This is a genomic window from Granulicella aggregans (assembly GCF_014203275.1).
Taxonomy (GTDB): Bacteria; Acidobacteriota; Terriglobia; order Terriglobales; family Acidobacteriaceae; genus Edaphobacter.
Genome location: NZ_JACHIP010000002.1, coordinates 319,047 through 332,263, shown reverse-complemented (window position 1 = coordinate 332,263; position 13,217 = coordinate 319,047). Strand labels below are relative to the sequence as shown.

At 61.4% G+C, this 13,217-nt stretch carries 10 protein-coding genes; 5 read left to right on the top strand and 5 right to left on the bottom strand.

Annotated features, from left to right (window positions below; all coding sequences use genetic code 11):
• Positions 1-413 precede the first annotated feature (413 nt).
• Positions 414-863 carry a recombinase family protein gene (locus tag HDF16_RS06860; protein ID WP_184214832.1) on the top strand — a complete coding sequence of 150 codons (450 nt, stop codon included), beginning with the start codon at positions 414-416 and terminating at the stop codon, positions 861-863.
• Here the strand turns inward: HDF16_RS06860 and HDF16_RS06855 are convergent.
• Positions 853-1,227 carry a hypothetical protein gene (locus HDF16_RS06855; protein WP_184214830.1) on the bottom strand — a complete coding sequence of 125 codons (375 nt, stop codon included), beginning with the start codon at positions 1,225-1,227 and terminating at the stop codon, positions 853-855. The two genes, HDF16_RS06860 and HDF16_RS06855, sit on opposite strands and share 11 nt — an antisense overlap.
• A 191-nt stretch (positions 1,228-1,418) precedes the next feature.
• On the opposite strand from HDF16_RS06855, the gene xseA reads away from it, so the two are divergent.
• Together xseA and glmM are read left to right on the top strand one after the other, a co-directional pair.
• Complete coding sequence (xseA, locus tag HDF16_RS06850; RefSeq protein ID WP_184214828.1) at positions 1,419-2,966, top strand: exodeoxyribonuclease VII large subunit; 1,548 nt, start codon at positions 1,419-1,421, stop codon at positions 2,964-2,966.
• Positions 2,963-4,381, top strand: coding sequence for a phosphoglucosamine mutase (glmM, locus tag HDF16_RS06845; protein WP_184214826.1), 1,419 nt, complete (start codon positions 2,963-2,965; stop codon positions 4,379-4,381). Before xseA ends, glmM begins: the two co-directional genes overlap by 4 nt.
• 18 nt (positions 4,382-4,399) lie before the next feature.
• On the opposite strand, the gene HDF16_RS06840 is transcribed toward glmM, so the two are convergent.
• From HDF16_RS06840 to HDF16_RS06830, 3 genes are all read right to left on the bottom strand, one after another.
• Positions 4,400-5,848 (bottom strand): phospholipase effector Tle1 domain-containing protein, encoded by a 1,449-nt coding sequence (locus tag HDF16_RS06840; RefSeq protein ID WP_184214824.1) that lies wholly within the window; start codon positions 5,846-5,848, stop codon positions 4,400-4,402.
• Positions 5,849-6,006: 158 nt separating this feature from the next.
• Complete coding sequence (locus HDF16_RS06835; protein ID WP_184214822.1) at positions 6,007-7,095, bottom strand: permease; 1,089 nt, start codon at positions 7,093-7,095, stop codon at positions 6,007-6,009.
• A 121-nt stretch (positions 7,096-7,216) separates the two neighbouring features.
• Entirely contained in the window at positions 7,217-8,878 is a 1,662-nt protein-coding gene (locus HDF16_RS06830) for an MFS transporter (RefSeq protein ID WP_184214820.1), read from the bottom strand.
• A 400-nt stretch (positions 8,879-9,278) separates the two neighbouring features.
• On the opposite strand from HDF16_RS06830, the gene HDF16_RS06825 reads away from it, so the two are divergent.
• Together HDF16_RS06825 and HDF16_RS06820 are read left to right on the top strand one after the other, a co-directional pair.
• On the top strand, positions 9,279-9,695 hold the full coding sequence (locus tag HDF16_RS06825) for a secondary thiamine-phosphate synthase enzyme YjbQ (protein WP_184214818.1): 417 nt from the start codon (positions 9,279-9,281) through the stop codon (positions 9,693-9,695).
• Positions 9,696-9,722: 27 nt separating this feature from the next.
• Positions 9,723-11,120 (top strand): DUF3999 family protein, encoded by a 1,398-nt coding sequence (locus tag HDF16_RS06820; RefSeq protein ID WP_184214816.1) that lies wholly within the window; start codon positions 9,723-9,725, stop codon positions 11,118-11,120.
• Between the two features lie 107 nt (positions 11,121-11,227).
• On the opposite strand, the gene HDF16_RS06815 is transcribed toward HDF16_RS06820, so the two are convergent.
• Positions 11,228-13,195: a CocE/NonD family hydrolase gene (locus HDF16_RS06815; protein ID WP_184214814.1), complete on the bottom strand. Its 1,968-nt coding sequence runs from the start codon at positions 13,193-13,195 to the stop codon at positions 11,228-11,230.
• Positions 13,196-13,217 lie beyond the last annotated feature (22 nt).

Below are 13,217 nucleotides of genomic sequence, written 5' to 3'. Positions count from 1 at the left end.
GCACCGCGAGCAATGGGCAGCGCAAAAAAAAGGAACATGTCGAATCGTGTAGTTTGCATAGTGGCGCCTCTGCGTAAGTCTCTATAGAGCGTTGAGCGAAGTGCCAAGCCAGAAGGAAATCTGCCCGTTCCGCCACTTTGGGCGATGTTCATGAGATGCGGAAGCTTAGCCTAAGTGGTCCCGCTACATGACTAAAGTCATCTAGCGGACAGAGCTATTGTTCAAGCCGGTCTTCCGGGAGCGCAAACCTTCACGACCGTTCGCAATCGGACATCCGTTCCGGAAAATGAACATTTCAACCCGAGTCGCTCGCCGAAGAACTCAATACCACCAGCCACTTAGCCGTGCTTCGCTTCGGCACTCAAAGTGCCCCCACACGCGAACGTAGCTCCGCCATAAAAGGAGTTCCACCCATGTCGCACTTCGAACGCATCCGAGATGTCATCTCCGGTCCCTTCAGCCCAGGCATCATCGACCAGCGCCTCGCCTCCGGCTGGCAGCTTCTCTCAATCGAGTGGCGCCGTGAACTTCCCGCCATGGAAGCCCCCCCCACCGGCGCCTTCGCAGACGATATCCCCTACGGCCTCCGCATCTCCGACGACTGCACCCGCCTCGAGATCGACCCCACTGAAAACCAGGTGATGAAGCAGATGATGGATCTCCTCGCCCAGGACTTCCCCTACTCCAGCATTGTCAGCGACCTCAACGAAAAGGGCTTCCGCACCCGCGATGGCAGCCTCTGGACCCGCGTCGCCGTCTTCAACATGATGCCGCGTCTCATCGAAGCCGGCCCCCGCCTGCTCTCGGACGACGACTGGAGACGCCGCCACGCCACCGCAGCGTCGCCCAGACTCAGAACCTGAACGGCCAGATAAGGCGTAGCAGAAACCGCACCACACTCAGGCTCAGGCTGAACTCCGGATCATCCGCATACAGATTCCCCGGTTTCGGATCGAGCGCCCGAATTTTTTCCTCGGTCAAATCGTCAGTGAACCCAAACGACCGAGCCACCGGCTTCGGCTTACGCACCGGATACGGCTGAAAGTTCGCGCATGCCCGCTTGCAAACCACGCAGTCGGCGTGAAAGGTGGCATGGTCCGCGCAGTGATGCTGGCCCGGGTCTCCAATCGTCCTCCCCGGCCTCACCACCTCCATCTCCGCACTCCCATGAGGCGAGCGAACCGGACGAAGCAGAACACCTTTATCTTCCGGATCAGGCCGTTCCATGGCCTGAAGTCTACTACCGCAGGCCACCGGGTGCCCCACATCTCGCCTCTGAGATGTGGGACGTAAAAGTTCCCGCGCCCAAACCCCGGGGTGCCCCATTCATCGCGCCTCTGTCTTATGCGATGAGTGGGACATTCGCGCCAAGCGCGAACCGCCCCCGCCCACTCCCAGAATGCTAAACTTCCCTCTGGATGCCCGCCGGAGAGAACTCGACCCCACCCGACACCCTGGCCAGCCTGCGCCGCAAATCCCGCCCCAAGGTGGAAAAAAGCCGCCCCACCCAACCCGACCTCTTCTCCACCCACGAACCCGCGCCAGCCCCAGAATCTACGAAATCCGTCAGTCTGAGCGAAGCGAAGAATCCCCGCATTCCGGCCCCCGCCATCGCCGTTCCGATAGAGCAAGAACGCCGCATCTACTCCGTCCGCGCCCTCGTCGCCGACATCCGCCAGCACACCGAGTCCGCCTACTCCAACGTCTGGGTCGAAGGCGAGATCTCGAACTGCCGCCCCGCCGCCTCCGGCCACATCTACTTCACCTTGAAGGATGGCGAAGCCCAGCTCCCCATCGTCCTCTTCCGCCGCCAGGCCCAGCTCCTCCGCTTCCGCCCACAAGACGGCCTCGCCGTCCTCGTCCGCGGCCGCATCTCCGTCTACGAGTCCCGAGGCCAGCTCCAGCTCATCGCCGAGACCATGGAGCCCCGCGGCGCAGGCGCACTCCAACTCGCCTTCGAACAACTCAAGCGCCGCCTCGCCGACGAAGGCCTCTTCGACGCCGACCGCAAGCGCTCCCTGCCGCCCTTCCCGCACTGCATCGGAGTCGTCACCTCGCCCACCGGCGCCGTTATCCGCGACATCGTCACCGTCGTCCGCCGCCGCCACGCCCGCCTCAACCTGCTCATCTATCCCGCTCTCATGCAGGGCGCAAACAGCCCTCAGACAGTCATCGACGGCATCGCCTGGTTCAACGCGCATCCTGACCGAGTCGACCTCATCGTCATCGCAAGAGGCGGCGGCTCCATCGAAGACCTCGCCGGCTTCAACGACGAGTCCCTCGCCCGCGCCATCGCTGCCAGCGAGCTCCCCATCGTCTCCGCCATCGGCCACGAGACCGACTTCACCATCGCCGACTTCGTAGCCGACCTCCGCGCTCCCACGCCATCCGCCGCCGCCGAACTCATTACCGCCGCCCAGCACCGCATCGAAGACCGCGTCCAGTCCCTCACCACCCGCCTCCAGCGCGCCATCTCGTATAGCCTCATGCAGTCGCGGCAGCGATACGCCCGCCTCTCTGCTGACTCCGTCCTCATCCGCCTCCGCGACAACCTCTACCGCCGCGAACAGCATCTCGACGACCTCGCCTATCGCGCCGACTCCGCCCTCCACCGCCGCTTCCGCTCTCATGTGGCCCGACTCGCCGGCCTCACCGCCCGCCTCCAGCAGCAAGCCCCCACGGCACGCTTGGCCCTTGCCGATCGCCGCCTCGACCGCGCCCGCGAAGCCCTCATCCGCACCGGCAGCCACCTCCTCGACACCCGCCGCACTCGCCTCGCCTCTGCCGCGACCCGTCTCCACGCCCTCTCGCCTCTAGCCGTGCTCAATCGTGGCTACGCCCTCATCTACTCAGAGCAGGGAAGTCTTCTGCACAACGCCGCCGAAGCACGCCCCGGCCAACGCATCAGCGCTCGTCTTGCCACTGGCACCCTTACCGCAACAGTTTTGGAGATTGAATCAAAGTGAAAAAACTCTTCGGCACCGACGGCATCCGCGCCGTCGCCGGCCAGGCCCCGCTCGACCCGCCCACCATCTATGCCGTAGGCCTTGCGCTCGCCCATCACCTCGGCAACTCGCCAAAGGTGTTGATCGGCATGGACACGCGTGAATCCGGGCCCTCCATCGCCGCCACCCTCACCTCCGGCCTCATCGCCGGCGGAGCCACGGTCGAATCCGCCGGCATCATCACTACCCCCGGCGTAGCGTACCTCGCCGCCACCCACAACTTCGCTGCGGGCATCGTCATCTCCGCCTCGCACAATCCCTGGGAAGACAACGGCATCAAGCTCTTCGGCCCCGACGGCTTCAAGCTCCCGGACGCCACCGAACTAGCCATCGAAGCCGAAATCTTCAAACAGCTCGATGCCGCCACTGCGAACCCAGAGACTGCCCATGGAAATGTCACCCTGAGCGAAGCGCAAAGCGAGGAGTCGAAGGACCTGCAGTTAAGTGGCACCGCAACCACCCCCACAGTCAACGAATCCGACCGCCTAACCTACATCAACTTCCTCTTAAACTCCGTTCCCGATCTCACCCTGGCCAACCAGAAGATCGTCATCGACTGCGCCAACGGAGCCGCATCCTCAATAGCCCCTCAGTTGTTCGCCTCCTTGATCGAACGAGCGGGAGGCGAAGCGATCATCACCCACGCCAGCCCAGACGGTCGCAACATCAACGAGCACTGCGGTGCCCTCCACCCCATCGTCGTCGCGCAGGAAGTAGTAGCCCAAAAAGCCTCGCTCGGCATCACCTTCGACGGCGACGCAGACCGCGCTCTCTTCGCCGACCACCACGGCAACGTCATCAACGGCGACGCCGTCCTCCTCCTGGCCGCCCGCGATCTAGCCGCCCGCAACGCCTTAGCTAACCAAACTGTCGTCGCCACCACCATGTCAAATATGGGCCTCGAAGCCGCCCTGAAACGCACGAATATAAAAATGCTCCGCGCCAACGTAGGCGACAAGTACGTCCTTGAGCAGATGCTCGCCACCGGCGCATCGCTCGGCGGCGAACAATCCGGCCACATCATCTTCTCCGGCCGCAGCACCACCGGCGACGGCCTGCTGACCGCCCTGCTGCTCCTCGACATCGTGCAAAGAGCAGGGAAGTCCCTTGCCGACCTAACCTCTGACCTCAAGACCTTCCCCCAGGTCATCGTCAACGTCAAGGTCCGCGAAAAACGCCCGCTCGAGACCATCCCCACCGTAGCCGCCGCCATCGCCGCGGCCGAGCACGATCTCGAAGACAGTGGCCGCGTCGTCATCCGCTACAGCGGCACCGAAGCCCTAGCCCGCGTCATGATCGAAGCCGAATCCGAACCCCTCATGCGCCACCACTCAGAGGCAATCGCCGCCGCCATCCGCACTGAACTCGGTATCTAGGCACTAGATAATCGGACGCTAAAGCAGCCGGATCGCCCAGACCGCGAGCGCTCCCAGCCCGCCGACGAAAGCCAGTTCCGCTCCGGTCACCGCGATCATGATGCTCCAGCGAACGAATGCCTCGTTCTGCACCGGCTTTTTGTCCTCAGGGGGTTGATACAAATAGAGCGACCCGCTCGGCTGCCCCTCTACTTCAACTGGCGACAGCGACTTAACTCCGCCCACTACGTTTCCAGGCTCATAGCCGCGACTTGCCATCCAGTCTCTGGCGGTGCGGTGAATAAACGTCTCTTGCGTAGCGAATTTGCCATCGGGCAATTTGATCTTGCCTGATGGCAGTCTCCGCCTCATTCCCAGCGGAGTCCGCCAGTTCTCCACGCCGTCATCCTTGTCGTAGTACCGGTGCGGCAATAGCTCCAGCAGACACCACGATCCATTCAACGACGGATGCACCATCTTCTTGGTCGGCTTGACGTAAAGGTCTTTGAGCGCCGCGATACGCCGCAACTCATCGAGCTCAGTCGCCGCATCCGGCATAGGATTTATGTCCTCACCCAGCACAAGCTGCTGCATATGCAGTTTGATGTCCGCCCCGGCCTTCTCTATCTCTCCGATCATCCACTCAAGAGAATTGTTTGAGAGCACGCTCGAGTCCTGGGAATAGCTGCCGCCTACATCAGAGTGAACACCCGGAAACCAGACCTGCAGCACATCCTGAGTCGGGTGTGGATCGTCCTCCGAAGCGATCGCCGCCAACTGCTGGTCTGTTGCCTTTTCGAACAGGTTGTCGCGATAAAAGCATCGCCGCTCATCGATGCTGATCGCATGCCGCGCAGTCTTTACCGTGGGATTCTGGGCGACACTGAACAGCCGCAGCGGCGTATTGATCCAGCCCACCGACGACACCGTGTCCCAGATACCCAGAAAATGGATCCGAAACTTCCGGCGCGAAAAGGTCTCTTTGAATCGGGTGTTGCTTTCGACCTTCTTCAACTTGCGGTCGTCATGCTGCCTTGCATACTCATTCCACGCATAGGGCAGATGTCCTTCGTTGCCTTTACACAAAAGTCCATACCCATCCAGAAGTCCGGCCAGGGCACGCACGGTGTAGGCGCCTCGCGAAAACCCGATCATATAGACCTGGTCGCCGTCGTCGTAGGTCTCCATTAAATATCTATAAGCATCCAGAACGTTGTCTTTGAACCCGGCGGCAAAGGCCATTCCCTTTGTCCGATACCACAGGCTGGCAAGCTTGCTCTCTGCCTTGGGATCATCGGATGTTCCGACACCTGGATGGTAATAACCAACCTGATTGTTCGTAATCCGCAGCGTCGAATACAGCTTCACCACATTCGAGTTGCTGTCGTCTGAATCAGTGTCGTCGATGAACTTATTGCCGGTGCCATCGCAGCAGACGACGATGTTCTTGGGCTTTTTAGTCTCGCCCTGGAAGTTCTCTGTAGCCACAACGCACGCTCCGCGAAAATGAATAGACCATTAATCGAGTTGCGCCAGACTACCAACTTGTTCCTATCAGTCAAGAAAAATAAAGGCTTGAACGCGGCTATCCCCATAGTCACGCTGCCCATTCACTCAGCTCTTTGGAAGGGAAGCGGCAGCGTGAGCTACCCCCACCACATCACGCTCAGCCCCGCCACCACTCCAAGCCCCGCCACTGCACCTGCGAGCCTCATTCCAGCCTTCTTCCCAATTAGCTGCGACATCGCGCTCAGCGAATAAACACTCACCGGCCCGAGGGTGCACAGCAGCGCCACCACGTAGGCGGCCGGAGCTCCAGCCCGATACAGTACAAACGCCAGAGCCACATCGAGCGCCATCGGCACCGGCAGCAGCGTACCTACAATTGCCACCCCGATCACCCCGATAACAGACACCGGCAGATGCGTCCCATACGCCGGAATCACCACGGCCATCGTTGCCCCCAGCACCGCCGCCAACAGCATCCAGGGCAGCGTCATCAAGGTCAATTTGGCAAAGTTCCGCAGGTATCGCTGCGCAAATTTACCCAGCCGCGCTCCCAGCGAAGGCTGTTCCTCGAACGATCCCATCGATAGAATCTTCCGCTTGTTCTCCGCCACCAGAAGAGGCACGCACGCCAGCAGCACCAACGGCACAGCGATTCTCCAAAGCGCAATGTGCAGCGGAAACAGCACAAACGCCATCGCCACTACGACAGGGTTCATCGTCGGCGAGCTGATCATCGCCGCCAGCGTCATCCGCGTGCTCGCCCCGCCGACGATCATGCTCTGCGCCACTGGCGTCGCGCAGTTCGTACACACGCCCATCGGAGCTCCCGCAACCGCCCCGCAAAGCACATTGCCTGCCGCGGAATCGAACCGCTTCGGCACCATCGCCCCGGCAAACAGAGTCATCAACGCCGCCCCAAACGGCAACGCGAAGTACATCCCAAACCGATTCGTATAGATCCAGTTCACGCTCGTCCGCGCTACCTGCTCTGCCACCGGCATCTCCGGCGTCACCTTCATCAGCGCGTCAAACGAGATCGTCCCGGCCACCTTCACACCGCTACCCGCGTGCAGCTTTTTCAGCAGCGCCGGATACCGCTGCTGGCTCCAGAAGATCAGCGCGATGCTCACCGCCAACAGGATAGAAAGCGAAACCTCAAGCCGAGGCAGGCGGCGGGCAGGCGCGGCAACGGCGACGGACGGAACGGAGAACGGTGCGGTGGACATAGGCATATAAGTCTGCCCGTACGATACAACATCGTCATCCATCAATAGGTGGAGATTCGCCGAGATCGCCGGGTGCCCCACCTCTCGCTTTTGAGATGTCGGACGAACAACCGACGGCGCCTCACCCCGCAACCTCTCTCGCATAGATCTGATACGAGACCTTCGGCCTCTCGTTCCCTTCATTCATCGCATAGACCCGGTCGCGAATCGCCGCATCCTCTGCCGTCACCCGCTCCCGGCTACGCAGGTAATCCAGCCACGACTCCATCAGGAACGTCTCATTCAGCCGCTCCGGATCGACCGCATCCCGATAGATCCCCCACCGGATCGCGCCATCCCGCAGCCTTACCCCCCGCAGCTCGTGGATCGCCTTGGTGAACGACACATAGTTCTCAGCCTTCACCACGTACTCAACTGAAACCCGCACCGGCCCCGCCGTCACATCCGAGTCACCCGCAAGCTGCGGTGCCGGTCTCGTCCACTGGTAAGGAGTATGGTCCGGCAGCGGCCCCTCAAGAATCTTGAACCGATGCACCACCGGCAGTGTCACCATCAACCCCACCGCCGCCGCGACCAGCGCCACCGGCGTCGAGCTATGCTCCGCCACAAACCCCCACGTAATCGATCCCAACGCCAGCCCGCCCTGGAACGTCATCAGATACGTCCCCAGCGCCCGCGCCTGCACCCACGCCGGCACCGCCAACTGCACCGAGGTGTTCAGCGTCGCCATCGTGCTCGTCCAGGCGAAGCCCGCAGCCATCAGCACCGCAATAATCACCCCGGGCGATCGCACCCGGGCCATCACCAGCAGCGTCAGCGCCATGTAGGCCGTCGCTACCGCAATCATGCGGCTCGCTCCAAACCTGCGCCGAACCTTCCCCAGCACGGTTGCCGCGATGACCGCCCCCAGCCCCAGCGACCCATTCAGAATGCCGTACCCCATCGCCCCCTGGTGAAGGTCGCGATTTGCCACCACCGCCAGCAACGACCACACCGCCGACACAAAAAACGTAAACGTAAACGCCCGTATCAACGACGACTGCAGAGAAGGCGAGTACCTCACATAACGCAGCCCCGATCGGATCGACCCCGCAATCCGTTCCGATGGCAGCACGCTCTTGAACAGCGGGATGCGTTTCCAGTTCACCAGCACCCAGATCACGCCCGCGAACGAAAGTGCATTCAGCAGGAAGACTGAGCCCGCGCCCTTATCGACTCCCTTGAACGCCGCCACCATCAGCCCGCCCAACGCCGGCCCGACAGCCCGCGCCAGGTTGTTGCTCGCCGAGTTCAGCGACACCGTATCCGGAATCAGCTCTCGCGGCACCAGCTCCGGCACAATCGCCTGCCACGCCGGGTTGTTCATCGCCGAACCCACATTCATCAGGAACGTGAAGGAGAGCAGCGCCCACGGCGAAATATGCCCCAGGAACGTCAGCACCGCCAGCACCGCGACGGTCGCCAGCATCCACGCCTGCCAGAAGATCAACAGCCGCCGCCGGTCGAAGATGTCCGCTGTCGCTCCCGCCAGCAGTCCGAAAAATAGAACCGGCAGACTAGCCGCCGCCTGCATCAGCGCGATCAGCAGCGGGGAAGCGGTTAGCGTCGTCATCAACCAGGTCGCCGCCGTGTCCTGCATCCACGTGCCTACGCTCGACACGGTCGACGCAATCCAGCGGTCACGAAACAGCGCAATCTTGAGCGGCGCAAACCCGCTCGTCGAAGTCACAGGCTGCAGTAGAGGTTTGATCTCCGGCGTAGAGTCTGGATTCTCGAAAGGCATCCATCTCAGTCTATCGGCACGCCAGTCGCGCGGTCTGACCCTGAGTCCGCCTCGCTTAAGGGCACGGCTCTAGCCGTGCCAAAACGCTATTGGGTGAAACACGGCTTCAGCCGCTGAGGTACGGTGGTTCGGTCCAAAACTTCGGGCTTAAAGAGGAAACCCACGCAGCGCGGTGGGGGCTGATGCGTGGGTTTGCCTGTTATTGCAACGAAGTGGGTGGACTTCGCTGTGACTGACTCAACCCGAAGGGAGTCTTGCCACTCACCTACGTTAGGTGATTCATTTCGAAATGTCAACAGTTTTGCTGGCAGAAATGCGGAGCGTTTCACTCTTCTCCACCCCGCCCGTTACTCTTGAAATGGCCCCGGCGGAAGCCGGAGCCGGAAATCAGGAGCAAAGTTTGAAGCAATCAACCCACAGCCTCGAAATCACCACCAGCGGCCAGGGCCTCTACGAGTTCACATCAACAGTCGTCCAGTGGGTCAGCCGCCAGCAGATCCACACCGGCCTGCTCACCGTCTTCTGCCGCCACACCTCCGCCTCCCTCCTCATCCAGGAGAACGCCGACCCCACCGTCCGCACCGACATCAAGGCTTACTTCGACCGCATCGCCCCAGAGAACTTCCCCTACCACCACGACTCCGAAGGCCCCGACGACATGCCCGCCCATCTGAAAACCGCGCTGACCCAAGTGCAGCTATCCATCCCACTCATGGAGGGCCGCCTCGCCCTCGGCACCTGGCAGGGTATCTACCTCTTCGAACACCGCGTCCGCCCGCACCGCCGGGAGATCGTCCTTCACCTCATCGGCGAATAAAGCGATCAGGCGTTCTAGAATCGGGACGTGCTAATCGACCGAGTCCGGCCCAGCCTCCATCTCTCTGCTGCCAAACCCGTCCTCGCCTCTCTGCTCCTATTTTTCCAGGCCGCCCCGCACCCCGAAGCCTCCCCGCAGCACTTCCGCTACCAGCGCACCATCCGCCTTCCCAGCTCTGTCACCCAACTCACCGGCGAGTCCTGCGCCGTCCTGGACGCCTCCGTCTTCACCCACGCCTCCCCGTCCCTCAAAGACCTCCGCATCTACGCCGGAAACACTGAGATCCCCTACGCCATCACCCTCAGCGAGCCCCTCCAGCAGGACACCGACGATGCCCGCATCCTCAACCTGGGCACCCGCTCCGGCCACATCGTCTTCGATCTCGCGATGCCCGCCCGCCCCTACACCGCCGTCGCCCTTGATCTCGACGCCCACGACTTCATCGCCACCGCCGAAGTCTCCGGCAGCCAGCAAATAGCCGCCCCGTCTCCCACCAGCCTCGGCAGCTTCACACTCTTCGACCTCACCAGCCAGCATCTCTCCCACAGCACCAGCCTTCCGCTCGCAGAGTCCAGCTTCCCCTACCTCCACGTCGATCTCTCGCTAGCCCCCGCGCCCGGAACGTCCGCGACTGCCGTCTCTCTGAACCGCCCTGAGATCGTCAAATCGGCCTCCGTCCCGCCCAGCCGCGAAGCCCAGACCCTCTACACCACCCTCCAGCAAACCTCTGCCCTGGTCCAGCGAGGCCGTGAGACCGTCGCCACCTTCCAGGTCCCCGCCCGAGTCCCCATCGAACGCATCGCCTTCACCCTCGCCCCTGGCTATAAGGGCAGCTTCAGCCGCCCGGTCCGCATAGAAGCCCGCGTCACGCCCGGTCAGAAATCAGATCCGTCCCTTAATTCATCTTCAGATCCATCTTCAGAAGACGACAGCGCAACCTCCGCCGAAACCTCCACCGGCACCATCCTCAGCGTCCACAAGTCCGAAGCCGGTCGCGAGATCGCGCAGGAAAATCTCACCATCCCCACCGCCATCGGCGCCAACATGCAGCACTTCGCCGAACTCCAGGTAGCCATCGAAAACGGAGACGACGCCCCGCTGCCTATCGCCACCGTGCAACTCCAGATGCGCCAGCGCCGCATCTGCTTCGACGCCGCGACGGTGACCAATTCGCCGCTCCAACTCTTCTACGGCGACTCCACCCTCGAAGCTCCGGTCTACGACTACGCCAAGCTCTTCCAGCCCTCTGCCACCCCGCTCATCGCCACCCTCACCCCCGAAGAATCAAACCCCACCTTCACTCCCCGCACCGACGCGCGCCCCTTCACCGAACGCCACCCCGAACTCCTCTGGATCGTCCTCCTCGCTGTCGTCTGCATCCTGGCCCTGACCGCCTTCCGCAGCGCAAAAAAGCTCCCCCGCTAATTTCTCCACCCGGAGTACGAAAGCCCGGGTGCCCCATCCATGCGCAGCTTCATCGCGAATGGGTGGGACGTAAACAGTCAACCCGACACTCTTAGCGCCGCCACCAACTACTTCACCACCGGCAACTCCACAAAACTAGCCTCACCCGCCGAGTGATAAACCCTCTCCGTAGCCTTCTTATAATCCCCCGGTTTCGCAAAGAAGATATTCGGCACAAACGTCTGCGGATTCCGGTCATACAGCGGGAACCAGCTCGACTGCACCTGCACCATCACCTTATGTCCCGGCAGAAACACATGGTTCACCGTAGGCAGAGCGAACTTGTACGTCAGCGGTTTATCTGGCGTAATCGCCTTCGCCTCCGCCAGGCTCTCGCGATACCGCCCGCGGAAGATGTCCATCGACACCGCAAGCTGATACCCACCCATCTCGACATCCCCACCAACCTCGTCCGGATAAACATCGATCAGCTTCACCACCCAGTCCGCATCGCTGCCTGTTGTTGAAGCCACAAGATTCGTAACCGGCTCCCCGCTGATCTTCAACGGCGCGGTCAGCACGTCGCTCGTATAGCTCAACACATCTGTCCGCCCAGAAAACTCCCTCTGATCGTCCACCAGCCACCGAACCCACGAGAGATTCGGCGTGTACCCCATCGGCTGACTGGGCCGCGCTCGGTAGGGAACCGGCTTAGCCGGATCAGACACAAACTCATCAAAGGCAGAGGACTCTTCACCCCCCGCAGGCACCTTGAACCCCAGCTTTGCCCCCGCCTGCAAGTACATCGGAGTCGCCCTCGGCTCGCATCCATGCGAACATCCCGAAGGCCACGAGTCCAGCCGCTCCCACGTATTCGTCCCGGTCTCATACGCCGTCACAGGGGCCGTCTTCAACGGCGGCGGATCGTCCTTCAAATAATGCGCAAGAAACGGAGCAAGAATCTGCTCGCGAAAATAGAGCCCGGTATCGCTATGGAACTTCACCGCTCCCAGCGAACTAGCATCCTCGATCTCCTGCCCGTGATGCCAAGGCCCAATCACCAGAAACAGCTTGTCGTTATGCGTGTCCTTCGGCTCCAGCGCTTTATAAGTCGCAATCGCGCCATAAATATCTTCCTGGTCCCACAGGCTCTGCACCAGCATCGTCGGCACGGTCAGCGGCTCGGCCGCCAGCACGCGATCTACCGCCTGTTCGCTCCAGAAGCTGTCATACGCAGGATGCTCCGTCACCTTCTTCCAGAACCCGATCTGCTCCAGCCCGCGCCGCTTGCCCAGCTCTCCCGCCGACCCGGCATTCATATAAAAGTCGTAGTCGTCGAAGTACGTATTCAGCCAGTGATAATCATTCCCCCGCGACCCCGCCTGCTCGTAGATGTACCCCATGTTCTGCTCGCGAAACGCGCCGTTATGGAACCAGTCATCGCCCCGCCATCCATCCACCATCGGGTTCATCGGTACGGCAACCTTCAGCGCCGGATGCGGATGCGAGATCGGGATCAGCGCCGTAAATCCGTCATACGAGATCCCCAGTATCCCCACCTTGCCATTCGACTCCGGAACATTCTTCACCAGCCAGTCGATCGTGTCGTAGGTATCGGTCGTCTCATCCACCGGCGTAGGATTCAAGGCCCCCGGCTTTGAAGAGTGGTTCGGTCGATTCATCACATAGTCACCTTCGCTGCCATACTTGCCGCGAATGTCCTGTACTACCCGGATATAACTGCCATCTACAATCGTCTCTAGCGCATTGTCATACCCGTACAGCGCGCTCGCCAGATGGATACTCATCGCATTGGTAGTAGTAGCCGTCGCGCTATAAGGAGTCCGCGTCAATAACATCCCCTCATGCTTCGCCGCCTTCGGCACAAGAATGACGGTGTGCAACTTCACCCCATCGCGCATGGCGATCATCACCTCGCGCCGCTCATAGTCCATGCCTTCCCCGGCATAGGTCGGCTGCCGCAGAGTCGTCGGCGTCTCGCTCGGATAGCTCGGGTACTGCGGAGCGGCCTGCGCGTGAGAATGTAATGCAGCCAGCGAAAACGCCGCCGCAAACAAGAAGTTCCGCTGAGACATATGCAAGAAGTTCACCAGGAAG

What these genes read in the sequence shown, in the direction of transcription:
- HDF16_RS06815 (WP_184214814.1), bottom strand. Translation starts at nt 13,195, where the DNA reads ATGTCTCAGCGGAACTTCTTGTTTGCGGCGGCGTTTTCGCTGGCTGCA.
- HDF16_RS06855 (WP_184214830.1), bottom strand. Translation starts at nt 1,227, where the DNA reads ATGGAACGGCCTGATCCGGAAGATAAAGGTGTTCTGCTTCGTCCGGTT.
- HDF16_RS06860 (WP_184214832.1), top strand. Translation starts at nt 414, where the DNA reads ATGTCGCACTTCGAACGCATCCGAGATGTCATCTCCGGTCCCTTCAGC.
- HDF16_RS06830 (WP_184214820.1), bottom strand. Translation starts at nt 8,878, where the DNA reads ATGCCTTTCGAGAATCCAGACTCTACGCCGGAGATCAAACCTCTACTG.
- xseA (WP_184214828.1), top strand. Translation starts at nt 1,419, where the DNA reads ATGCCCGCCGGAGAGAACTCGACCCCACCCGACACCCTGGCCAGCCTG.
- HDF16_RS06835 (WP_184214822.1), bottom strand. Translation starts at nt 7,095, where the DNA reads ATGTCCACCGCACCGTTCTCCGTTCCGTCCGTCGCCGTTGCCGCGCCT.